Genomic DNA, 23,476 nt, shown 5'->3' on the forward strand with positions numbered 1-23,476 from the left:
AAGAAAGAATAAAAGGTTGCAAGAGTTCCGGTTAGGCTGATTGCGCGAACTTTCTCGCTTCGTACGACACAGAGCGATTTCATGGATTCGGATACAACTCATCTGGAACAACGGCTGGCGAGGCAAGCAGAATTGCTTCGTCAATTGGGCAATTCCAAACGAATGCTCATCTGCACGATTCTCTCGCACGGGGAATGGAACGTCAAAAGCCTTGCGGTCAGGGTAGGTCTGTCTCAGTCCGCTCTCAGCCAACATCTGACACGTCTGCGGCAGTCCGGATTGGTCAGCGTTCGTTACGAGGCTCAGCAGCGTTACTATTCATGTGCCCATCGTGACGCATTGCGCATCCTTCAGGCTGTGCATGAAATCTTTGATCTCGATCCGGCTCCGGCAGTTCATCCGCTGCCGGATGGCCAGGATGCTGCGGCTGAACATCATGCCGGGCTGTAGGAGAGGTTTGTCGGCTCTTTCTTGATGCATAGCATCACCGGAAGAAAGCTATGGTCTTGCTCGAATCCATTTGCCGTCATCGTCGCAATGTTTCTTTAAGACAGGCCGTTGTCCGAACACATTTTCTGGCCGAAAGCGCCACAAAGCGGGGTTGAAACTGTAACTGTAACCCATAGGAGAAAACAATGGTCCCGCTGCAGATGACACCCTACGAGAAGGTCGAGCGGCTCAAGAAAGCAGCGATACGTGTCGGCGTGGCTGGGTTCGGCGCCGCGCTGATTTATGCTGTCGCCAATGGTGGTTTCCCAGAGTCTGCGTTGCGGGTCACCGATCACAAGCAACTTGGCACGATCAAGACCGATGCCCCGGAGAAAATACCGGCCAAAGTAGAGACGGTCATTAGCGTGGAGAAACCTTCCGAGGCTCGTTCGCAGGATGTGATACCGCACGTCAAGTCACCTACCCAGGCAGTGCTTCGCGACAGTCTGGCGCCGTCCAGGAAGACGGTCAGCACGACGCGCACGGAGGTCCAGCGGTTCGATCGCTGCGTCCCGGCTTGTGATACACGCGACCCGCAGGTCGCCAACCGCTCGGCGATGGAACGGATACCTTCGGTCCGGATGTCCCTGGACGAGGTTCCATCCGTTCAGGAACAGGAGACCCTCGCCTCCGACCGCTCGATTGTCGGCCGTGGCCGAGACCTGCTCGGGCGCGTTGCCGACGTGCCGGACACGACCCTGACGATGGGGCGGAGGGCGATCCAGTTCGCAGTCAACGCAATCCGGTGAGGGACGTCTAACGGGCTGGCCGACACCAAAGCTGGTCTCTGTTTTGCGGAGGGGAAATCATCAGGGCGTTCACGAGGTCACTGCCTGCGCATCAACAAATCTCAACATAACAGAACACCGTTGAACGTGCATTTCGGCATCATGCCACGGTGACCCGTGGGAGAAATACGATGATGGACACGCGTTCCAACGCGAGGGAGCGACTGCCGGTTCTGGTTTGCCTCTCCAATGCCAAGGCAATTGTTCTCGTAAACGAAATTCTGACTCGGGAAGGTTTTTCCGTGACGAGTGTGCGAAACCTGGCTGAGTTCGATGAGGCCAGCCGCGCTGGTGGCTATAGCGCGATTGTCGCTGTCGATGAGGTCATCGATCTCATTCGATCGGTCGCCGCCCTTCCGGTCATCAACATCCGGTCGTTCATTCATGCCTGGCCGAACGATGGGACGGGCAAGCCGTCATGCCTGTTCGACCGGGCCGCCTTTGTTTCCCGGATCCGCCTCGCTGCCGAAAACGTTTCACCGACGCCAATCTTTGCCTTTTGAGCGAGCGATTGGCGCAAAAGAGACAATCCATGTATTCAGACAGGCCAGAGCAGCAAGTCTGCAAACGTATCGTCCTGCACTTTCCCGGTTTCGAGCGTTTGAGCGCCGACCAGCATCGCGCTCGCTACGATCGATGTTTGATGAAGGCTGCTGATCTCTGGGCGTTCCGCGCGCAAGCCGGCACATTGAAACACGACGGAACGGGGAGCTATTTCGATGTCTCAAGCGAGGGGGACGGATGGCAGACGACCAGCCGGATTTACATTTTCGATCATAATGACATTGTCTGGCGATTGAACGCTCGCCCGCGTTATCAACGACTCTTGAGTGGGTTCGCGAGTGCTTTCCGTGTCGTTCTGGAAGGCGGTGCATACGGATATTTCAGTCATGCCTGGCGTTTCGGCCTCTTTTTCCTGTTTCCTTTCGCGCTCGGTTCCCTGGCAATGGCAGCAAGTCTGGTCATCGCGGCCTATCCTCTTTGGATTGGCCTCGCCGCATGGCATTTCGCGCCGGCACTGGCGATGGCTTACGCTTTTTTCTTCAACGCGTTTATTCCATGGTCGGATCGCTTTTATGTCATGCATCTGTTTTCCGACTGGGACATGGCCCTTTCTGTCGCCCGTCTGGACGATCATGAACTTCTCGATTTTCTAGATCGATGTGCGGAGCGCATGACGCTGATCCTGCAGCAGGATGCGGATGAGTTTGTGATCAGTTCCCATAGCATGGGCTCCTGCGTCGCCGCACATGTCACGGGCATGTTGCTTGGCAGACAGCCAGACCTGCTTCGAGGTAAAAAGGTCGCGTTCGTCACGCTCGGTGGTGCGGTCCTTCAGTGCGCGCTGTTGCGTTCTGCCCGGGTGTTACGGTCCCGAGTGGGCCAAATCGCACGGACGAAGGAAATGTTCTGGCTGGACGTGCAGTGCCTGACGGACGTGATCAATTTCTACAAGACAAAGACCGTCAGTTCGTGCGGCCACCCGGACGCACCGCAGGCTGAGATCCGGTTCATCCGCATGAGAAACATGCTATCTCCCGAGCGCTATCGGAAGATAAAATGGAACCTGCTTCGTGTGCATCGGCAATATGTCCTCGATGCAGATCGCAGAACGGCATTCGACTTCCATCTCCTGACCGCCGGACCTCAACCAGTCCGATCATTCGGCGCAGGACATTCGTCGTGAAGCAGAAGCCAATGTACCAGATCGCCTGGTGACCGAAGAGATGCGAACGGCGTCCCCCCGACAGGCATTATCTCAGGAAGATTGAAATCATCAGCGCGTTGACGAGGTCGATGAAGAAACCGCAGACCAGCGGCACGATGATGAAGGCGCGGTGGGCTGCGCCATGTTGCTGGCTCACCGCCGTCATGTTGGCGATGGCCGTGGCGGTCGATCCAAGCGTGATACCACCGAAACCGGCCGAAACCACCGCTGCCTCATAGTCGCGTCCCATGGCCGGGAAGACGACGAGCAGAATGTAGGCGATGGTCAGCACCACCTGGACGGCCAGCACCGTGACGATGAACAGGAAGACGCCTTGTAGTTCCCAGAGCTTGAGACTCATCAGCGCCATCGTCAGGAACAGACCGAGCGCCAGATCGGAGATAAGGGCCAGTCCGTCGCCGATTCCCGGCCAGAGTTTCGCTATGGTGTTGCCGACCGCAAGGGGGGTCAGATTGCGGATCAGAATACCGGCGAGCAGGCAACTCACGAAGGCGGGCAGTGTGATCCCCGCTGCCTCAATAAGGCGATGCAGGCCGATCCCGACCATCAGCGCGAGATTGAGGCCAAGCATTGCCCAAAGCACGCAGAAATAATCCATCCGGATATGCGGACTTGCATAGGGCGCTCCAATATCGAGATCGGTATTACCGGAGGTCTCGATTCTAAAGCGCCTGATCAGGAAACCTGCGACCGGGCCGCCAATGACGCAGGCGGCGATCAGCCCGACCGTGTTGCTTGCAACACCGATTTCAAGCGCGTTGCTGATCCCGTGATCGTTGACCAGGATTGGTGCCCAGGCGAGTGCAGTGCCGACGCCACCCGTCAGAGAGATCGATCCTGCCATCAGGCCGGTCCTTGGATCGAGCCCGAACAGGGAGGCGATACCCATTCCGGTCAGGTTCTGCAGGACGATAAAGAAAGCGGCAAGCACCACCAGGACGGCGAGCGGCTTGCCACCGTTCACAAGGGTGCGGATGTCGGAGTTGAGGCCTATCCCGCCGAAGAAGATGAGAAGGAGGAAGTCGCGCATCCCCAGGTCGAACTCCACCTTGCTTCCGAACGCGAAATAAACCGCCCCGACAAGGGCGGCGCAAAGGAAGCCGCCTGCCACGGGTTCGGGAATGGAATACTTCCTCAGAAGCCGGACGTTCATGGTGAAGATCTTGCCGCAGATGAGCAGCACGACGGCGAGGTTGAAGGACAGAAAGGTGTCAATCTGGATCAAAGTGTCGTCATCCGGCCGGTCGACTGAAGCCCGCTGGCATCACCAAGTGTCGCTCCGAAGATATCGGGATAAGGTCGCCACTGGCGGATCGAGACGCCGCCGAACCCGCCGCTCAGCACCTGTCGGTTTCCTTGCCTGTCGGTAAAGGTTCCTTCGAGCCGGTCCCAGTTCAGTGTGGCGACCGGTGTGGCGGGCGGCTTGGTCGTGACTCCCCAGACGGTCGCTCCAACGGTTTTCGCTATAAATTCAAGCGTGCCAGCTTCGACTTCCATCGTTACCTTGTAGAGCGCGGGAATGAAGCCGCCGAGCGCGGGCAGCCAGGCCCAGTCATGGTGCTCGATCTCGAAACGGCCCGCAGGGAAATAGCCGGCGCCGGCGACGTTGAGGGACATATCCTTCTGTCCCAGCTTCATTTCGTAGAGGCTGCCGAACACCTCATCGAAATGGAACCACATCCAGTCTTCCCAGCCGCCGATCTCCGCGGCGGAAGAATCCACCGCGATGTATCGTTCCCGGATGCCTTTGCCTTTGAAGTTCACCGTGCGGCCCTCGACGGTCAGGGTGCCTTCAACCGTTCCTGACCAGTTATAGCCATAGGCGATGCTGTGCGGGGTCAGATAGGAGGGTTTCTCGCGACCGTACCATGTCGGAAACCCGGCGCCCCGGTGAAGGAAATCCGCCTTGATCCCCGTTTCGGGGTCCTCGATGGTGTAGCGCCAGGTCTTGTCGTCCTTGCAGACCACCTGGAACCCGTCGCCGAGGCGCACCACCACCTGCCTCTGGCCTTGCTCGACCGAAAGAGTGCCAGTCGGATAGACCTTCTGTGTCGTTACGCCGACCGGCGGAAAATCGGCGCGCTTGTGGATCGAGCCGGGAATCTGAACGATCTTTCCGGTCTCCCAACTGATTTCCATGTTCCAGATCTCGCGGCCGTCGAGCGGCAGGATCAGTGGCGAGGCGCCGAACCAGTAGATCCGGCCGTCATCGCCTTCGACAACGGCCGAACAAAGCCAGTCGAGGAATGGCGCCTCGTGGGCGTCATCGGGAATGCCATGAGCCTCTATGTCGAGAGTGACTTCGGGATTGTCGACGATCATCTGAATTGTCTCCAGTGAGATGCAGATCGGTTACGAAGAGAGTCAATATGGGAATTTGCCGGCAAGCGCCTGATCAGATTACCTTGTCCGGAGGCGAGGGCTGGCCGGGTTGCTTATCGGTAGACTGGCCAGGGCTGGGGTTGATAGCGCCGTCCCTCCCGGTAAACACGCGGTGGGTAACGCCGATCCCATCCATCCGCCCGGTCGCCGCGGTAGACAACGGCAGGCCGCCGGCTTCCGCCATCATATCGGTCATAGTATCGATAGTTGCCATCGTACGGATCGCTGACGCAACCTGCGAGAAAGAGGCCTGCCAATACGATTGCGAGACGTGAGATCAACGGTCTGATCGTCATTTCGATATTCCCTTTGGTAGTACAAGCGGGTCGCGGATGTAGGATGGCGTGGCCTGGTCGCGGCACCGCCTTCCTATTTCAGGAAGGCGCGGAAGCGCCTGAGCGAGAAAAAGAACAGAACCGAGCCGATCAGGGCGAGTGCCAGGAGTTGCGGCCAGACGACGTCGAGGCCTGCCCCACGGAAGAGGACCGCCTGGGCCAGCATCACGAAATGCGTATCCGGGGCCGCGAGCATGATCGTCTGGACGATTTCCGGCATGCTCTCGCGCGGCGTCATCGCGCCCGACAGGACCTGAAGCGGCATGAGTACCAGGATCATCAGCAAGCCGAACTGCGGCATGGTACCCGCGACCGACGCCAGGAAGATGCCGAGCGAGGTGGATGCGAAGAGCTGTAGCGCCGCACCTGCGAGAAACAGCGCCAAAGAGCCGTAGATCGGAATGCCGAGGATACCCTGCACCACGACGACGATCGAAAAGGTCGCGGCCACGAGAACGACAAACCCCATCGACAGGACCTTGCTGATCATGATCTCCAGCGGCGTGACCGGCATCACCAGAAGATGCTCGATCGTACCGTGTTCCCGCTCGCGGATGAGGGCTGCTCCGGCGAGTATGATCGACAGCATGGTGATATTGTTGATGATGCCCGTAACCCCGGTCATCCATCCCTTGTTGAGTTCGGGGTTGAAGCGGGAGCGTAATGAAAGATCGACCGGCGGCTGGCTCGATGCCCGGTAGTGTTGGAGGAATTCGCTCACCTCGGCGGACACGATGTTCTGGATGTAGCCGCCGCCGGTGAAGGCCTGCGATGTCCGCGTCGCGTCGACGTTGAGCTGGATGACGGGCGATTTACCCGCCAGCAGGTCGCGCTGGAAGTTCGGCGGAATGTCGAGCGCGAAGGTGTCCAGCCCGTTGTCCATGCGCCGGTCCATCTCGGCGATGGTGATCGGTTCGGGGGGCATGAAATAGGGAAGGTAGAAGGATGTCGCGATCCGGCCGGAAAGAGGCGATTGATCCTCGTCGACGATGGCGATGGTCGCACGGTTCAGCGTCTCCGGCGACGAGGTTGCATTGGTGTAGACTCCCATGGTGAAGGAATAGACGATCAGGATGAGCATCACGGGGTCGCGCAACAGGCCCCTCAGTTCCTTGATGCCGAGTTGAATGATGTTGGCGTTCAGCATGGCTCACGTCTCCTGCTTTTTCAGAAGGACCGAGCCGAGCGCGATCAGCGCCGGAACGGTCATGGCGAGCGGGATCAGGGAATCGGCCAGCGCCTCGAACCCGAGCGCCTTGGAGAAGGTGCCGCGGGCGATGGTCGTGAAGTAGGTCGTCGGGTAGATCTTCGAGATGAAGGCGCCGAAGCCTTCGAGCGAGGATACCGGATCGACGAGGCCGGAGAACTGCATGGCCGGAAGGATGGTCACGACCGAGGTCGCGAGAATGGCGGCGATCTGGCTCTTCACGAAAGCGGAGACGACGAGGCCGAGCGCCGTGGCTGCGGTCACATAGAGGAGTGCGGCCAGCAGGAAGACGGCAAAGCTGCCGGTGAACGGTACCTGGAAGACGAAGACCGCGAAAGCTGTCAGCAGGATGAAGTTCAGCATTGCCACGACGATATAGGGAAGCTGCTTGCCGAGCAGGAATTCCAGCCTGGTCACCGGAGTCACGTAAAGGTTTGTGATCGAGCCGAGTTCCTTTTCGCGCACGACGCTCAGTGTCGCCAGCATGGCCGGGATCATCATCAGGAGCAGCGGGATAACGGCGGGCGCCATTGTGACGAGGCTCTTGATGTCGGGATTGTAACGGTAACGCAGCTCGATGCTGAATTCCGGTTCGGTTGCGGTCCGTCCCAATGCTTCACGCGCCCGCGACGACAGCCAGACTGCGTGCATGCCCTGCACATAGCCGCTGACGGTTTCGGCGCGGCTCGGGTTGGAGCCATCGAGCCAGCCGCCAATCTGGACATCCTTGCCGCGCAGCACATCTCGGCCAAAACCCGGCGGTATTTCCAGCGCAAGGTTCAGTTCACCGCTGCGCATGCGACGGTCCATGTCGTCGTAGCTCGCGATCGGCGACTTCTCTACGAAATAGCGCGAACCGGAAATGTCGAGCACGTAGGCACGGCTGATGGTGGAGTCGTCGCGGTCGAGGACGGCGAAGGTCAGATCCTCGACATCGGTGTTGATGCCGTAGCCCATGACGAACATCAGGATCAGTGTGCCGAGCACCGCCATCGTTGCCCGGATCGGATCACGCAGCAGTTCCAGCGTTTCGCGCCATGCATAACTCATCATCCGGCGTGGATCGAATGGAGGGCGGACGGATGAAGCTGCCTTCGGGGGGGCATGGGCTTCATCCGTCCTTGCAGCCTGTGGGGTTGCAGGCCGACGGGGCTGTTCTGCGATCGCTTCCTCAAGGAAGGCGATGAAAGCCTCTTCAAGACTGGTGGCGGACCTGTTCACGATGATGGCCTGAGGCGTGTCGCTGACGAGTACCTTTCCGGCATGCATCAGCGAGATACGATCACAAAGTTCAGCCTCGTTCATGAAATGCGTTGATACGAAGATCGTCACACCGTCCTTGCGCGACAGGTCGGCGAGGATCTGCCAGAAGCCGTCGCGGGCTACAGGATCGACGCCGGAGGTCGGTTCGTCGAGGATGAGGATATCCGGCTTGTGGATCATGGCGACGGCGAGCGACAGGCGCTGGCGGATGCCGAGCGGCAGTGCGGCTGGAAAGGCGCCCATGTCGTCCTTCAGGTTAAACCGTTCTGCCATCTCATCGATGCGCGCCGGAATGTCATTATCGTCAATCTTGAACAGACGCGCATGCAGATCGAGGTTCTGGGCGACGGTCAGTTCGCCGTAGAGCGAGAAGGCCTGGCTCATGTAGCCAACGCGCCGGCGAACCGCCATGTCGTTGGGATCGACCTCCTGGCCGAACAGCTTCGCGGTTCCCTCGGTCGCCGCCAGAAGTCCGGTCAGCATCTTCATGGTGGTGGTCTTGCCGCAACCGTTGGACCCGAGGAATCCGAATATCTCGCCACGCGGGATCTGGAAGCTGACATTATCGACGGCGGTAAAATCGCCGAAACGCATGGTCAGATGTTCGGCCTCGATGGCATAGCTGCCGTTGTTGTCTCCGTCGATCGGCGGAATGTCGACCCTGTGGTGGCCTTTACGGTCTTCTTCCGGAAGAAGCTCGATGAAGGCTGCATCGAGATTGTCGGTTCCGGTTCTTGTCAGAAGTTCTTCTGGCGTGCCGGTGGTGAGGATATTTCCGGCATTCATCGCGACCAGCCAGTCGAACCTTGCTGCCTCCTCCATATAGGCCGTGGCAACGATGACGCTCATGCCTGACCGGTCGGCGCGGATACGGTCGATGAGTTCCCAGAACTGGCGGCGGGAGAGGGGATCGACACCCGTCGTCGGCTCATCGAGGATCAGCAGGTCCGGATCGTGAATGAGAGCGCAGCAAAGGCCGAGTTTCTGCTTCATGCCGCCGGACAGCTTGCCGGCCGGGCGGTCGCGAAAGGGAGCAAGCCCGGTCGCCTCCAGCAGGTCGGCGATGCGCGCGTCGCGCTCGCGGGCGTCCTGACCAAACAGCCTGGCGAAGAAATCGACATTCTCCAAGATCGACAGCGTCGGATAGAGGTTCTTGCCGAGCCCCTGCGGCATATAGGCGATCTTCGGGCAGACCTGCCGCCGATGGGCGGAGGAGCGCATGTCACCGCCGAGCACCTGCAAGGTGCCACCCTGCATGGCGCGGGCGCCGGCGATCAGTGACAGCAGGCTCGACTTGCCGACGCCGTCCGGGCCGATCAGGCCGATCATCCGGCCTGCCGGGATCGACAAGGAGATTCCATCCAATGCGCGGGCTTTTCGGTAAGTGAGCTCGAGCTGATCGAAGGAAACGACGGGGTTTTCGGATTGCTCGCTCATCGCACGAGATTCGCTTCCAGGAAGGCCGGCCACGGTGTTGCCGAATCAAGGCGAACATAGGCCATGCCCGGAAGGCCGGTCTTCACCAGCTGGATGTAGCGCTGCAGTAGGTCGGGCGGGATGCGCGCCCGCACCCGGAACATCAGCTTGAGCCGTTCCTCTTCGGTTTCCACTGTCTTCGGCGTGAACTGCGCGACATCGGAGACAAAGGAGACCGTTGCCGGAATGACGGCTTGCGGGGCGGCATCCATGACGAGGCGGGCCTCAGTGCCAAGTGTGATGCGTCCAGCCTGCTCCGTGGGCAGGAAGAAGGTCATGTAGACATCGGACACATCGATCATGTTGACGACGCGGCCACCACTGGAAAGAACCTCTCCGGGTTGGGCGACGCGATACTGAATACGGCCGTCGCGCGGTGACACAAGAGTGCTGTCGGCAATGTCGGCTTCGAGGCTTTCGATGGCGGCACGGGACGCCTCCACGCTGGCCTCCGCGTCGATCACCTGCGCTTTCGCCGATCCGATCGCCGCATCAGAGGCGGCAAGCGATGCCTTTGCCGCGGCCACGGCGGCTTTCGCGCTTCGCTCCGTTGCACGATCATCATCGAGTGTCTGTTGGGAGATCGTATTGCCGCGAGCGAGCTGTTCGGATCGGGCAAGCTTGCTTTGAGCGCCTTCAAGCTCTGCCTGGCGCTGTTCGACGACGGCTTCAGCCGCCGCACGCTCGGCCTCGCGCTGTGAGACCAGGCTGCCGGCGGTCTCGATGGCGATCTGCGAACGGCGAAGCTGCGCGTCCGCTTCCCTTTTCCGGGCAACGAGCTGGACCGTATCCAACTGCGCCAGAGGCTGACCGGCGTTGACGAATTCGCCCTCGCCGACAAGGATGTCCTTCAGACGGCCCGCCGTCTTTGCCGAAATATCGATCTCGACGGCTTCAAGCCGGCCGTTGCCGCTCGCAATGCCATCAGGAAGGCCGGAGCGCGCCGATGTCAGCCAGGCAAGATAGCCTGTGATCGCTGCGCCCCCCACGATAGCGGCGATAAGCCATGTTCGGCTCGTGAATTTCATACTTACTACCCCCAAGAAACACCCCGGATGCGGCATGGGCGGATAGCCTCGTTGCCGGATCTCTCTTCATGTCGGTCGGGAGCGGGGTTCTTCGGATGCTCATCCTTGCCCCCCGATCTTCCCGGTTTCGGACCACCGGCCAGCGACACGTATGCCGGGACGGCAGCCTCCGGCATTGTGGTCGATCCGGATGTTGCCTTGCGTCCTGTTATGTTGCGAAATGTTCGCGCCATCTGACATTCGTCAGGTTTCCCGTGCTTTCACCAGCAGGCATGTCAGTATTGGTCGTGGACCACGCCGACGATCTCGCCCCTGCGCGAGACGCTCACCAGGAGGTCATCGCCGTCACGCCAGGCCCGGATCAGAAAACGTTCGCCGACATCCCTCACGTCTCTGACACGATAGCCGCGCCGCTCGAGCAGGCGGACCGCATCGCTCGGGCCGAAGTTCGACCAGTTCGGCGACCATTCGCTTCGCCGGTCATGTCGGCGGTTCCAGCGCTGGAGGAAGTCAGCCTCGTCCTGAGAGTCGTCGCCGTAATATCCGGGATACCGGCCCTCTTGAATGACCACCTGGGCGCTCGCGGGCACAGCAAACGCAGCCGTTATGATCATGGCTGCGGTGAGTACAGTCTTGCGTAGTTTCATCGTTCAATCCTTCCATCGCTCAACCGATGAACACCTGTCGGCAATCAGCCGGCAGTTTCCCAATTCTGGCGATTTCCGTTTTGGCCTGTGTGCTTTTTGATTGAGAAATGTTGCGCCGGGAAACGAGGGAAGCGAGCCTGCTTGTTGCCGTTGCCCGCAACCGGTTCCTGCTAAACAATCGCGCTCGCGGAAAAGCTGTCGACGACTGCCGCAACGACATCACAGGCGATCAGCACCTGCAGCAAAAAAATTAGAAACGCCCGACGCGCAGGCAGGTCTGCAACATCACGCTCTGCGCGCTGTTCTGCGGGTCGGTTCCAATGTCTGATCACGAAAATTATAAAGCAGAGTATGTTGAGGATTGCGAACTGCCAGAAACTCGCGAGGAGAATGCAAAGCATCGCGTTTCCGGCCAGGCAGATCAGAAAGTCAGGCGTCTTGCGAGCGAGCAGGAAGCCTATGGCATCTCCGAGCGAGAACGCGGCACCCCTCGATTGCCTGTTGCCGGTCATGGTTTTCTCCGTCGCCGATGGAATCGTCTCCATCTCAGCGCATTTTCGGAAAGCCGGGTGTTCTCTTATGTTGCGGTGGATTGTATTCGATGACGAAGCTTTCGGCGGTTCTCGCACAACAAAACGCAACAAATCAGAACACGCGTTCATACATGCAGTGTCCATAGTTGTTCGATCCGAATCGAGATCGAGTATAAATGACCGCAGCTATGTCGCCTGATCCCCAAGTCGTGATCTGCCTCGAAAACGCGCAAATCTCCGCGCGTATCGAGGCGCTACTCAGGCAGCATGGTGTGATAGCGGTCGGAATCTCTCCATCGGCAGTGTCTACCGGATGGGATCTCCCCCACTGTCGAGTGGTCGTCACTTACACGGCGATGATCGGGTGTGTTCGTGCGCTCATGGACCTGCCGGTCGTCAATTTCGAAACCTTCATCTTCGAGAAAAGCGATGACGCCGGGTCGGCTCGGAAACGACAGTTCGATGCGGCGTCCTTTCTGAAGCGGGTGTTCGACATCATGAACACAAAACATCGCATGCTTGCAGGATGATTTGCCGGTGAGGATATTCACAAGCCGTGATACCGACGCTCGCTCGCAACAAATCTCAACATTTCAGAATAGAAGATGACAAAGTTTCAGCTACTCTGGTAGGAGTATCTTGTCATGAGCGGTGTGAAGACTTCGAAAGCAGGTTCGAAACGGGGTGCAACGCACCCTCATTATCGGAGCTGCCGGTAAGCGGCTGACGATTGTGCCAGAACGCTGGCGTGACACATCAGTGTTCGAGTGAGATGATCGCGTTGACGGGTACCTAACCCATGATCACTCGATGCAACTTGATGGCCATTTGAATGTCGTTACTCGAACGAACCGCGAGCATCCCGAACATCCTTATCGTCGAAGACGATTCCGATATCGCCAGCATGCTGGTCGACCTGATGAAGGCCAACGGGTTCGATGCCCAAGCGGTCGGTAACGGTGCAGAGATGGACCGACAACTCAACCGACGACGGTTCGATCTCATCGTCCTCGACGGCATGCTTCCCGGCGAGGACGGGTTCAATATCTGCATGCGCCTGCGGTCATCGAATGCTATTCCCATTCTCATGCTGACCGCACGCCGCGATGATGTCGACAGGATTCTTGGCCTCGAAATCGGCGCCGATGACTACGTCACCAAGCCGTTCAATTCCCGCGAACTCCTGGCACGGATCAAAAGCATTCTGCGCCGGACTTCCCTGTCCCAACACGCGGATGACGTTTCCGCCACGATGACCTTCTCGGGTTGGCGGATCGATCCCAACAGCCGGCAACTGTTCGATGCGGACGGCGACGAGGTCTCTTTGACTACGGCAGAGTTTGATCTGCTATGGGCGTTCTGCTGCAATCCGAACAAGGTCCTGACTCGCGAACAGCTTTTATCGATGACGCATGCCGGTACCGCGGGTCCGGTCGAGCGAAGTATCGACGCCCATATCAGCCGCATTCGCCAGAAGATTGAGCCCAACCTCAAGGATCCTTCGTTCATCAAGACCGTGCGTCTGGGCGGCTATCTGTTCGCGGCCACTGTCCGGAGGCTATCTTGAACCGTCTTCGCACCGCATCCATCCGCACGCAAATTCTCGCCCTGGCTATCCTTCTGACCCTGCTGGTGTCGGTGGTCGCGGCCACGACCGAACCCTTCATCTATGGCCGGCACGACAAGGGGATGGAGATTGGCTTGCTGGCTGGACATATCGAACGGGTTGTCGATGAGTTTCAGCAAGCACGCTCTGTTGACGAGGCAGAAAATGCCATGCGCGTTGCAGAACGGTTGGGGCTTTCGATCGAGGTAATCTCGACCAAAGATGTCAGGATGATCGACACGATCGAGGCGGAGCCTGCCGTTATTCGGCAACGCATTCGTGAAACCCTGGAAAAGGGCTTCTTTTATATTCTCGGTCATATGTTTGATCGGGAGGCGACGCCAGAGCCACTGGTCGTACGGATCGATGAGGATCGGGCTCTGCTATTTCATTTGCCGAGCTTCCCGCGATCCTTGTGGTTTTTCCCAGCCGTCATTAGTGGAATCCTCAAGATCATCCTTCCTCTTACGGTTCTCGCTTATGCGAGCAGTTGGCTCATCACAAAACCTCTCATTCGTTTTGCTGCCGATGCGAAGAGAGCAAGTACCGATGACAGTCTGGAGATGCCATTTTCCGTGACGGGTTCCTCGGAACTGAGAAGCCTTGCGACGTCACTCAATATCATGCGCGGGCGAATTCTGGAAATGGCGGAAGCTCGTACACGGATGCTGAGTGGCATGAGCCACGACCTTCGCACGCCTCTGACGAGGCTGCGCATGCGCGCGGAGCGCTGCGAGCCGCCCGAATTGCAGAAGAAGATGGTCGCGGATCTGAAGGTCCTAGATGCGATGATCGACGAGGCCCTGGCATTCCTTTCAAACACATTCTACGCCACGCCGTCCCGGAAGGTCGATCTTTCGAGTGTTCTTCAGACGATCGCCACTGACTTCAGCGAAACTGGTGCCAATGTCAGCTTTTCCGGTCCTCGCCGTCTCAAGTATGTTTGCCGGCCACAAGCGATCACGCGCGCTGTCTCCAATCTCGTTGAAAATGCATCGCGCTATGCCACCAAGGTCGAGATCGAGCTCGCCGAAGCCGCCGATGGTGGCGTCGTAATCCGTGTCAGCGACAATGGGCCGGGTCTCAGCGACGAACTGAAGGTCAAGGTTCTGCAACCCTTCTTCAAGGTCGAAACGGCGCGGACGACCGGGGCGGGTGGCGGCTTCGGCCTTGGCTTGCCGACCGCCGAAGGTGTTATCCGAAAAGGCCACGGCGGACGGCTGGTTCTTCTGGATGGCAAACCTCATGGGCTGGTGGCCGAAATCAGGCTTCCGCCATTCGGGTCCGAAGACCATCGAAGCCTGACGGCGATCAGCGGTGCTGACGACGCCCCCAATATTTCCCAACATTAAAGCAAACACTGCAATCTGTGTCTCAATAGAACTTGCTTCTGGTAATGTTTGATACCTAGAGCCTGATTTGACCAGAACCCGTTGCACCACCGCCTTCGCCCTCTTTGCCGTTTCGATCCTTGCAGGATGCACGACTGCCGATCCGAACGTGTATGCCGGTCTTTCTTCGGCCGCGGACCTTCGACCTAATGTGCACGACAAGACCGGGCTCGTTCCCTACAGCTATCGGAGCAACGCCAACTGACGGCAGTATGGCAAAATCATCGTTGACCATGTCACGATCTACCAAGGTCCCGACAACCAGTTCGTCAAGGTGGAAGAAAAGGACAAGTTGGCGCTCGCCAGCTATATGCAGAGCGAGTTCACGGCAAGGCTGAGAACGCGCTTTGCTATCGTCAACGCACCGGGACCGGGAACGCTCAGGATTCATCTTACTCTCACCGGTGCGAAAACAACAATGCCCGTGCTTGGGCCGGTGTCACGCCTCGACATGGCGGGCGGGATTTATAACGGCGTCCAGGCGGTAAGGGGGCGGGAAGGATCCATGTCGGGCTCGGTGAGCTATGCGGTCGAAATCTACGACGCAGAAAACAATCGCCTCCTCCACGCCTACATTACCAAGCAATATCCGAATGCGATGAACGTGGGGGCCACCTTCTCCTCCCTCGAGGCTTCGAAGGTCGGGATACAAAAAGGTGCCGACGCGCTTCTTGCGGAATTCAGATGAGCCAGGCCGGCACTGACGCGAAAAGTGCGCACCAGTCCCGTTTCATGTGACCTGGGCGGGAGGCGGTCATGCCGTCTCTGACCTGACAGCGCGAAACGGCGGCATCGTTGGCAACATGATGGAATATAATACCCGTCTTTCGTCCGGTTTACACCCGATGACCGCCGTCCGTTCAAATCGCGCTGGATAGTTCGCAAATTCGAAGGCAGTTGGGCAACAGTCCAGATCTCCGGCAAGAGGAAGTCTGGGAAGGCCGCTCATTTTGCGTAACGTGAAAAGGCTCAAAGTATCGTAGCGCTGTCTCCAGACATCCCCAGGCTATACCGTTGCAACCTCAACAGCGGCTGGATCACATCCTTAGTGTCGGAAATCACAGCAATGGGAGCTGTTCACTCTATTTCAATGGCTTTGAGCGACGTTTGATTTGCTCAAAGGCATCAAGACCATCGCAAAATGCACGTACGCAGCTATCCAAATTCTCTCTTGCCCGTGCATCGGTCAGCACGGCCTCCCTGTTCATCCAGTCCTGCCAAACGAAGAAGCTCTGGCACATATGCGTACATCCCATCGATTGAAGGACTGGCTTCAGCCGCTATTTCGGTCGGTCACTGCTTCATAGATCACCGCGTTTGTCACGGAGATTGATGATGGCGATTAGCTGTCTGAACTGAGCGACGCTCAGTGGCTCAAGATTGCACCCCTATTGCTTGGCAAGGTTGGTGATCCCAGACGGGGCGCCTAGGACAACCGTCTGTTCATCAATGGCTGGTCGTGGGTTTTGCGGTCCGGCGAGCATTGGCGCGACCTTAGTGTGCACACCTCTTAAGATTGCATACGGCAGCTAAACCAAGCAACAATTTCAGATGCATTCTTTGCACCAATTGATGTCGCCAAGCGAGCTCGATGAGATTCGACGGTACGGCAAGACAAACCAAGTTCTCTTGCAATCTCCTTGCTGGTTTTCCCCTGAGTCATCAGCGTAACGATCTGTGCTTGCCTTGGTGTGAGTAGGCTTGTCCCTTGTCCCACGGGTCTCGGGAGCGGTTGAAAGCAATATATCGCTTGCGCGAAGGGATCAGTCGTATGACGTGTTCTACCGTGCACTTGACACCAAAAGCGCTGTCCGTCGCTCGCCGTCATTACGCGCTCGTCATAGTAGACTTGGCCGCCCGGAAGGTGCGCCTGCCACATCCGTCCAGTGCGTACAAAATCGGCATGTTTGGGATAGAGTCGCGCAAAGCTCCTATCGATCAGATCGGACCTTTGATACTTGAAGAGCCTCGCGAATTCCTCATTACAATTGCGGATAATCCGGTGGGTCGCATACACCATCGGTACCGGCATTTCGCTCAGAGCAAATTGTTCAGTGCCACGATCGGCCGCCATATCTCCCTCCTCGCAAGGTGCAGTATAAATACCGCTAACTTGTCGTGCGGATCAAGTCGTAGTCTTGCCGTAAAGATCATCGTTCGAAGCTTAAAAGCAGGTTGAAACCATGAAGAAACTGCGCGCCACCGCGACAGAAGCGCTTGCAGACGTGTTGACTGACGGCATGACGATCATGTCAGGGGGGTTCGGGCTTTGTGGCATCCCTTCAAATCTGATCGCAGCAATCCAGCTTGCCGGCGTCAAAGATCTCACCGTCATCTCAAACAATGCCGGGGTGGATGGATATGGGTTAGGCGTGCTTTTGGAAACGCGACAGATCAAGAAAATGGTTTCTTCGTATGTTGGCGAAAACAAACTGTTCGCCGAGCAATATCTCACCGGCGTTCTTGACCTCGAATTCAATCCTCAGGGAACTCTCGCTGAGCGTGTCCGCGCCGGCGGCGCTGGCATTCCGGCGTTTTACACTAAAACGGGAGTTGGGACGCTGGTGGCCGAGGGTAAGGAAATCCGACGGTTTGGAGACGACGACTATATCATGGAGACTGGGTTATTCGCAGATCTTGCGCTGATCCACGCCTGGAAGGGCGATACGGAAGGAAATCTGATCTACCGCAAGACGGCGCGGAATTTCAACCCGATCATGGCGACCGCCGCGCGCGTAACGGTTGCTGAAGTCGAGAACCTTGTGTCTGCTGGTGATCTCGACCCTGACGCGATCCACACGCCGGGGATCTTCGTCAAGAGAATGGTCGTCGTCACTGACAGCACAAAGCGGATCGAACAAAGGACCGTTAGAACACAAACGAATGAGGTCGTATGAATGGCTTGGACACGAGAGCAGATGGCCGCGCGCGCCGCACGTGAGTTGGAAGACGGTTTTTACGTCAATCTTGGCATCGGTATTCCGACCCTTGTCGCCAACCATATTCCTGAAAACATCGAGGTCACGCTTCAAAGCGAAAACGGCATGCTGGGAATGGGTCCCTTTCCATTCGAAGGTGAAGAAGATGCCGACTTGATCAACGCGGGCAAGCAGACGATCACACAGTTACCGAAAACCAGTTTCTTCTCGTCAGCGGATAGCTTTGCGATGATCCGCGGGGGGCACATTGATCTATCGATTTTAGGTGCGATGCAAGTTTCGTTGAGCGGGGATCTCGCCAACTGGATGGTCCCCGGTAAAATGGTAAAGGGCATGGGAGGTGCGATGGACCTTGTGGCTGGCGTGAAAAGAGTCGTCGTGGTCATGGAACATATCGCGAAGGGCGAACCCAAATTGCTCAAGGAGTGCTCCCTCCCGCTGACCGGACGGCGGGTCACTGACATGGTCATCACTGATCTCGGTGTGTTCAATGTTGCACGCCACGGAGCGCCCAGATTGACCCTCATCGAATTGGCGGAAAACGTTTCTGTTGATGAAGTACGGTCCAAGACAGAAGCTCCGTTCACTGTGAAACTCACTCAAGGTGCCAGCGCACATGTCTAAGGCCTCCATCGTTATAGCCGGCGCCGGCCGCACGGCGGTGGGCTCGTTCAATGGCGTCTTCGCCACCGTTGCTGCACACGAGCTTGGGGCAGCAGTCGTCAAGGGCGTGCTGGAGCGGGCGAACGTGGATGCCGCCGAGGTCGATGAGGTCATACTTGGTCAGGTGCTACCAGCAGGCGCGGGGCAGAACCCGGCTCGACAAGCGGCGCTAAAGGCCGGCGTGCCGAAGGAGGCAACTGCCTTTGGTATCAACCAACTCTGCGGCTCCGGGCTTCGCGCCGTGGCGCTCGGCATGCAACAGATTGCGCTTGGCGACGCAAAGATCGTCGTCGCCGGTGGCCAGGAGTCGATGTCAATGGCGCCGCATGCCGCGCATCTGCGCGGCGGCACCAAGATGGGCGACATGAAGATGATCGACACTATGATGAAAGACGGGTTGACCGACGCCTTCTACGGCTACCACATGGGCGTCACGGCCGAAAACATCGCGCGTCAGTGGTATCTTTCGCGAGAGGATCAGGATTTGTTTGCCGTGGCTTCGCAAAACAAGGCTGAAGCGGCGCAAAAGGCCGGGCGTTTCGCCGACGAAATCATTGCCTACGTCATCCAGGGTCGCAAGGGCGACGTTACCGTCGATGCTGACGAATACATCCGCCAGGGCGCCACCATGGAGGCAACGGCAAAGCTCCGCCCCGCCTTTGACGAAGAGGGTACGGTGACAGCAGCCAACGCATCCGGGCTCAACGACGGAGCGGCGGCGGCCGTTCTGATGACTGAAGCAGAGGCTTCGCGTCGCGGCATACAGCCGCTGGCGCGCATCGTCTCCTGGGCGACGGCGGGCGTTGATCCACGGATCATGGGCACCGGACCGATCCCAGCCTCGCAAAAGGCGCTCGAGAAGGCCGGTTGGTCGGTCAGAGATCTCGATCTGGTCGAGGCCAACGAAGCCTTCGCGGCGCAGGCCTTGGCCGTCAACCGCGACCTCGGCTGGGATCCCGCCATCGTCAACGTCAACGGAGGGGCGATTGCCGTCGGCCATCCTATCGGGGCGTCCGGTGCCCGCATTCTCAACACGCTGCTGTTCGAGATGAAGCGCCGCTATGCCAGAAAAGGACTTGCGACCTTATGCATCGGCGGTGGTATGGGCATTGCAATGTGCTTCGAGGCTCTGCAATGAGCTTTTGGTGGATATCAACAATGCTGCTGAGCAGATGGTCGCCGGTTTCTTTCCATCTGGCGCCTACTCGCCGTCGTCGCAGATCGGAGCAGCCTCATTCACGAGAGGCGCCAGCACATCTCCAACATGGATTGGTGCCACTTGTCCGGTCTCGTCCTGCAGCATCAAGTGGCCATGCTCATTGACACCGACGCACAGGCCGTTTTTCCTTACAGATCTTTCTGCATCCAACGAAACGGAAAGTGGCTCATTGAGACGCCAAAGCTTAGCGCTGTAGTCCTGGGCAAGAGCCTTAAAGCCATGCGCCAACCAAGTCTCAAACCGTCGAAACCATTCAGCCGTAATCAGGCCCACCAATTCATCGCGGCTGCTCATACAATAACGATCGAGCGATGTCGTGGGGTAGATGGTTGTTTCAGGATGTGTAACGATGTTTACGCCAATGCCGACGAATGCGTTCAAACCGGTGACTTCGATCAAGGTCCCGGAAACCTTGCCGTCATCGATAAGCACGTCGTTCGGCCACTTTATACTGAGTCTGGCCGAGCTGGGAAGAACGGTTTCCAGCACATCACTTATCGCCAAACCAGTCACCAGAGATAATACGGGCGTATCGTAACGGTTTCGCGGAAGGGCTACTGCAATTGTCATGGACAAATTGCCAGCAGGAGAGACCCACTGTCGATCGAACCTCCCCCGGCTCTTGGTCTGGCGGTCGGCTGAGATCACAAACGGTCGCGTCCGCCCGACCGCAAGTTGGCGAGCAGCTTCTGTGTTGGTACTGTCTACTTCCTCTGAGAACAGGACCTGAATGCTGCCGATGCTGTCAGTTTTGCTATTTCTCACAATCGACAACCGCACACATTACTTCAAATGCGCAAGAAGCTAAGATCATAATAATCCGCTTACCAGAAGTGAGAGAGGAATTGTCTATGAACAAATCACACGCCATTCGCAACCACCTTCATGCGTGCTTTGCGACCACTTGTCGATTGAACCAACTGGGCTGCATATCCAAGATTCGCTGAGAACGTATTGGCCTCGGCGCGTATAACCTCCTTCGCGGATGCAACCAATTTCTCGTTGAGTCTGGCCGTGGGTAGAGTTATGCCCACCATAGCATGTACGCGTCCATCCGCCCCCAGAACAGGTGCGGATATCCCGCAGACGCCTTCGCTGAATTCATCTACGCCAAGGCAAACACCTTCCTCAAACGAGGCCTCGATGTCTTTTCGTAATTTTCCAGAGGTCGTTATCGTGCTGGAGGTGAAAGCGACATAGGGAGCCTTGAGCTTCGATATTTTTTCGTCAGTGTCCACCATGAGGTACGCCTTACCCAGAGACGAGCAATGGAGGGGTGTTCGGCTACCAATGGGCGAGAAGGTCTGGATCGACTGTGAACTCTCGCATTTTTCGATGATCACAACATCATTTCCCTCGACGATCGCGAGCACGGAGGTTTCGCCCGTCAAATCGCGAATTTTCTCAAGATGCTGTCGGCTCCACGCCCTGATGTCTAGCCGTTGAAACGCACGGACTCCGATCTCCCACATTTTTGTGGTGATCATATATCGTCCGTTCGGTTCGTCTTGCTGCACGTAGCCAAGTTGGCTCATCGTTTCGAGCATGCGGTAGGCCGTGCTCTTGTTCATCTTCGCAGCGCGCGCCAAGTCGGCCATTCGTACAGGAGCGTCGTAGGTCGACAGCAGTTCCAGAATCTTAAGTGCCTTGTCAACAGTGCCAGACATTCGATCTCTCTAAAACAGGGCGCCCAAAGGCAGTTACGGATAAGTTGAAGACGCCACTATGTGATCGTCCACCCATATCCAGCCGTACACTTTTTTTCAACCTCGACTCTTCGTATCACCCAACTAGACCTAGGCGCTAACATCATTACGGAACAGGCAGTCAGCTCCTTTTCGTTATCTATTCTACCCATATCGCAGTTGACAATAACAGCCATTTTATGAAACAAGGTGTCAAATAATGAAATTATCCACGCAATGATGGGTAATCGGGGAACGAAAGCAAATGCTGTATCACGGTATTTGTGCGAGCTTTTGAAAGTGGTCATGCAAGTCGCGGAGTAGTAATCCGTGATCGTGTCGCTTTTGATCTCTCACAAACCGAGAGATGGCGCCGGCTTTTTTCTACAGGATGCTGCTCCCCCCGAAGCAGCAAAGTGAATGAACTGCAGCACAAGCTGCAGTGAGGACCCACTAACTGAGGAAGGAAGCCACAATGTTCGAGATTTCAAGACGCAATCTCATATCCAGCAGTGCGATCGGCTTGGGAGCGCTTGCCATGCCTTTTGGCGGGTCGGCCCTGGCTGATGATCGCACGAAGATGATGCGCTATGTCACGCCGGGAGCAGTCAACTCCCTCGATCCGGTTGCGTTCACGGCAACGACGGAATCGACGGCAATGAGTGCCGCCGTCTATGACAGGCTGTTTCGGTTTGGAAAGAAGCCGAACGGCGAGACCTTCACGTACGATTTCAACGATGTTCAGGGCGAACTCGCCGAGAAATACGAGATCTCCGACAACGGTCGCACACTGACCATCTACGTTCGACCCAATGCGATGTGGCACGATGGCACCCCGGTCACCGCGGCGGACGTGAAATGGTCGCTGGAACGCGCTGTTACGGCGGAGACAATGTCCAAGGCCCAGATGTCGACGGGTTCACTCACCAAGGATGCAACGATCGAAGCCGTCGACGACAAGATCGTCAAGGTGACGCTGGCGAAGGGCGATCGCCTGGCGATCCCCAACCTGACGACCTTGTACTCGCCGATGTTTAATTCCACCCTGGTCAAGAAGCACACCACCGAAGCCGATCCATGGGGTCTGGAATGGCTCAAGACCAACACGGCGGCGGGCGGTGCCTATACGGTGGAGAGGTTCGTTTCCGGCGAGCAAGTCGTGCTCAAGCGCAATGACAAATGGACCAACGGTCCCCTTCCTTTCATGGAACGGGTCATCCTTCAGACGGTGCCGGCGGCGGCGACGCGTCGGAGCCTGGTTGAGCGCGGCGATGCCGACATAACGATCCAGCTGCAGACGGCCGACGTCGTTGCTCTGGAAAATTCCAAGAACGTCAGGGTCGCGTCCATGCCGATGCCAACCGCGTTTGTCGCGCTGAGCTTCAACACACGCATGGCGCCGTTCGATAACCCGCTCGTGCGCCAGGCCATTGCCGCAGCCACGCCCTACGAGGATCTGTTGTCGACAGCCGCGCTTGGCCGCGGAGTAAAGCTCTTTGGCGGTGATTGGAGCGGTTCCCCTCCGAGCGAGAAATTTCCGCAGCCGATGCCGGAAAAGACCAATATCGAGCTTGCGAAGCAGAAGCTGGCCGAGGCGGGTTTCAAGGACGGTTTTGAGACGACGTTGTCTTACGGCGCCTATCGCGCCGAATGGGCCGACATCGCAGCGCCTCTTATCCAGGAAGCGCTGGGCAAGATCGGCATCAAGGTGAAAATCCAGAAGCTGGCCGATGCACAGTTTACCGAAGCGGTCACCAACAAGACAATGCCGATGATGTTGGAGCGTTCACTGGCATATTTCCCCGTTGCGGACTACTTCTTCAGGGTATTCCTGAGCGGCGAGCAGCGTTGGAACTTTTCCAGCTGGAAGAATGCCCGCGTCGACGAACTCCTGGCCATCGCGAAATACGAGGTCGATCCGGTGAAATACGGCACCATTGCAAAGGAGCTGATCTCGCTTTTCAATGAAGAAAAGCCGATGCTCATGCTTTGGGGTCCCAATTTGGATGTGGCAATGGTGCCGAGCCTTAGCGGCTTTACCATTTGGCCGTCGTATTATCTCGATTCACGCGATCCGGTGCGCAAGTCCTAGTTTT

24 protein-coding genes and 1 pseudogene are annotated in these 23,476 nt (G+C 57.6%); 15 read left to right on the top strand and 10 right to left on the bottom strand.

Annotated features, from left to right (window positions below):
• Nucleotides 1-81 precede the first annotated feature (81 nt).
• From FG152_RS17935 to FG152_RS17950, 4 genes are all read left to right on the top strand, one after another.
• Complete coding sequence (locus FG152_RS17935; RefSeq protein ID WP_498987677.1) at nt 82-450, top strand: ArsR/SmtB family transcription factor; 369 nt, start codon at nt 82-84, stop codon at nt 448-450.
• Nucleotides 451-635: 185 nt separating this feature from the next.
• The gene (locus FG152_RS17940; RefSeq protein ID WP_498987678.1) at nt 636-1,238 is read left to right on the top strand and encodes a hypothetical protein; all 603 of its coding nucleotides are present in this window, start codon (nt 636-638) and stop codon (nt 1,236-1,238) included.
• Nucleotides 1,239-1,408: 170 nt separating this feature from the next.
• Entirely contained in the window at nt 1,409-1,780 is a 372-nt protein-coding gene (locus FG152_RS17945) for a hypothetical protein (RefSeq protein WP_498987681.1), read from the top strand.
• A gap of 140 nt (nt 1,781-1,920) precedes the next feature.
• Nucleotides 1,921-2,964 (top strand): hypothetical protein, encoded by a 1,044-nt coding sequence (locus tag FG152_RS17950; protein ID WP_498987683.1) that lies wholly within the window; start codon nt 1,921-1,923, stop codon nt 2,962-2,964.
• A gap of 67 nt (nt 2,965-3,031) precedes the next feature.
• Here FG152_RS17950 and gltS read toward each other — a convergent pair whose 3' ends face one another.
• The 5 genes from gltS to FG152_RS17975 all read right to left on the bottom strand — a co-directional run bounded on the left by gltS (nt 3,032) and on the right by FG152_RS17975 (nt 10,697).
• Nucleotides 3,032-4,231 carry a sodium/glutamate symporter gene (gene gltS, locus FG152_RS17955; RefSeq protein WP_498987686.1) on the bottom strand — a complete coding sequence of 400 codons (1,200 nt, stop codon included), beginning with the start codon at nt 4,229-4,231 and terminating at the stop codon, nt 3,032-3,034.
• Nucleotides 4,228-5,328, bottom strand: a complete 1,101-nt coding sequence (locus tag FG152_RS17960; protein ID WP_498987688.1) for a hypothetical protein — start codon at nt 5,326-5,328, stop codon at nt 4,228-4,230. Before FG152_RS17960 ends, gltS begins: the two co-directional genes overlap by 4 nt.
• A 429-nt stretch (nt 5,329-5,757) precedes the next feature.
• Nucleotides 5,758-6,870 carry an ABC transporter permease gene (locus FG152_RS17965; protein WP_498987691.1) on the bottom strand — a complete coding sequence of 371 codons (1,113 nt, stop codon included), beginning with the start codon at nt 6,868-6,870 and terminating at the stop codon, nt 5,758-5,760.
• Between the two features lie 3 nt (nt 6,871-6,873).
• The gene (gene rbbA / locus FG152_RS17970) at nt 6,874-9,630 is read right to left on the bottom strand and encodes a ribosome-associated ATPase/putative transporter RbbA (RefSeq protein ID WP_498987693.1); all 2,757 of its coding nucleotides are present in this window, start codon (nt 9,628-9,630) and stop codon (nt 6,874-6,876) included.
• Nucleotides 9,627-10,697 (bottom strand): HlyD family secretion protein, encoded by a 1,071-nt coding sequence (locus FG152_RS17975; RefSeq protein ID WP_498987696.1) that lies wholly within the window; start codon nt 10,695-10,697, stop codon nt 9,627-9,629. The genes rbbA and FG152_RS17975 overlap by 4 nt, the downstream gene beginning before the upstream one ends.
• A gap of 105 nt (nt 10,698-10,802) precedes the next feature.
• Between FG152_RS17975 and FG152_RS17980 the strand changes: the two genes are divergently transcribed.
• Nucleotides 10,803-10,934: a hypothetical protein gene (locus FG152_RS17980; protein WP_498987698.1), complete on the top strand. Its 132-nt coding sequence runs from the start codon at nt 10,803-10,805 to the stop codon at nt 10,932-10,934.
• A gap of 38 nt (nt 10,935-10,972) precedes the next feature.
• Here the strand turns inward: FG152_RS17980 and FG152_RS17985 are convergent, their stop codons facing one another.
• Both FG152_RS17985 and FG152_RS17990 read right to left on the bottom strand, forming a co-directional pair.
• Nucleotides 10,973-11,344, bottom strand: a complete 372-nt coding sequence (locus FG152_RS17985; protein ID WP_498987700.1) for a hypothetical protein — start codon at nt 11,342-11,344, stop codon at nt 10,973-10,975.
• Between the two features lie 170 nt (nt 11,345-11,514).
• Nucleotides 11,515-11,856, bottom strand: coding sequence for a hypothetical protein (locus FG152_RS17990; protein ID WP_498987701.1), 342 nt, complete (start codon nt 11,854-11,856; stop codon nt 11,515-11,517).
• Between the two features lie 197 nt (nt 11,857-12,053).
• Between FG152_RS17990 and FG152_RS17995 the strand changes: the two genes are divergently transcribed.
• The 6 genes and pseudogenes from FG152_RS17995 to FG152_RS18020 form a co-directional block, all read left to right on the top strand.
• On the top strand, nt 12,054-12,407 hold the full coding sequence (locus FG152_RS17995; RefSeq protein ID WP_498987704.1) for a hypothetical protein: 354 nt from the start codon (nt 12,054-12,056) through the stop codon (nt 12,405-12,407).
• A gap of 302 nt (nt 12,408-12,709) precedes the next feature.
• Nucleotides 12,710-13,444, top strand: a complete 735-nt coding sequence (locus tag FG152_RS18000) for a response regulator (RefSeq protein ID WP_498987706.1) — start codon at nt 12,710-12,712, stop codon at nt 13,442-13,444.
• Nucleotides 13,441-14,835, top strand: coding sequence for an ATP-binding protein (locus FG152_RS18005; RefSeq protein WP_498987708.1), 1,395 nt, complete (start codon nt 13,441-13,443; stop codon nt 14,833-14,835). Before FG152_RS18000 ends, FG152_RS18005 begins: the two co-directional genes overlap by 4 nt.
• Before the next feature lie 67 nt (nt 14,836-14,902).
• Nucleotides 14,903-15,079, top strand: a complete 177-nt coding sequence (locus tag FG152_RS18010) for a hypothetical protein (RefSeq protein ID WP_498987710.1) — start codon at nt 14,903-14,905, stop codon at nt 15,077-15,079.
• Between the two features lie 15 nt (nt 15,080-15,094).
• Nucleotides 15,095-15,562, top strand: a complete 468-nt coding sequence (locus FG152_RS18015; RefSeq protein ID WP_498987876.1) for a DUF3313 domain-containing protein — start codon at nt 15,095-15,097, stop codon at nt 15,560-15,562.
• A gap of 658 nt (nt 15,563-16,220) precedes the next feature.
• A pseudogene (locus tag FG152_RS18020) lies at nt 16,221-16,370 on the top strand (transposase); the annotation flags it as partial.
• A 14-nt stretch (nt 16,371-16,384) separates the two neighbouring features.
• Here the strand turns inward: FG152_RS18020 and FG152_RS18025 are convergent.
• Nucleotides 16,385-16,948 carry a helix-turn-helix transcriptional regulator gene (locus tag FG152_RS18025; RefSeq protein WP_498987712.1) on the bottom strand — a complete coding sequence of 188 codons (564 nt, stop codon included), beginning with the start codon at nt 16,946-16,948 and terminating at the stop codon, nt 16,385-16,387.
• Between the two features lie 109 nt (nt 16,949-17,057).
• Here FG152_RS18025 and FG152_RS18030 point away from each other — a divergent pair, with 109 nt between their 5' ends.
• From FG152_RS18030 to FG152_RS18040, 3 genes are read left to right on the top strand one after another with little or no spacing between them, the layout of a single operon-like run.
• On the top strand, nt 17,058-17,771 hold the full coding sequence (locus FG152_RS18030; protein WP_498987714.1) for a CoA transferase subunit A: 714 nt from the start codon (nt 17,058-17,060) through the stop codon (nt 17,769-17,771).
• Nucleotides 17,772-18,437, top strand: coding sequence for a 3-oxoacid CoA-transferase subunit B (locus FG152_RS18035; protein WP_498987716.1), 666 nt, complete (start codon nt 17,772-17,774; stop codon nt 18,435-18,437). It begins immediately after the preceding gene.
• Entirely contained in the window at nt 18,430-19,614 is a 1,185-nt protein-coding gene (locus FG152_RS18040) for an acetyl-CoA C-acetyltransferase (protein ID WP_498987718.1), read from the top strand. Before FG152_RS18035 ends, FG152_RS18040 begins: the two co-directional genes overlap by 8 nt.
• Before the next feature lie 63 nt (nt 19,615-19,677).
• On the opposite strand, the gene FG152_RS18045 is transcribed toward FG152_RS18040, so the two are convergent.
• Nucleotides 19,678-20,475 (bottom strand): biotin--[acetyl-CoA-carboxylase] ligase, encoded by a 798-nt coding sequence (locus FG152_RS18045; RefSeq protein WP_498987721.1) that lies wholly within the window; start codon nt 20,473-20,475, stop codon nt 19,678-19,680.
• Nucleotides 20,476-20,555: 80 nt separating this feature from the next.
• Nucleotides 20,556-21,362, bottom strand: coding sequence for an IclR family transcriptional regulator (locus FG152_RS18050; RefSeq protein WP_498987722.1), 807 nt, complete (start codon nt 21,360-21,362; stop codon nt 20,556-20,558).
• A gap of 541 nt (nt 21,363-21,903) precedes the next feature.
• On the opposite strand from FG152_RS18050, the gene FG152_RS18055 reads away from it, so the two are divergent.
• Nucleotides 21,904-23,472, top strand: a complete 1,569-nt coding sequence (locus FG152_RS18055; protein WP_498987724.1) for an ABC transporter substrate-binding protein — start codon at nt 21,904-21,906, stop codon at nt 23,470-23,472.
• Nucleotides 23,473-23,476 lie beyond the last annotated feature (4 nt).

It is taken from the genome of Ochrobactrum sp. XJ1, from assembly GCF_024701725.1.
GTDB classification, from domain to species: domain Bacteria; phylum Pseudomonadota; class Alphaproteobacteria; order Rhizobiales; family Rhizobiaceae; genus Brucella; species Brucella anthropi.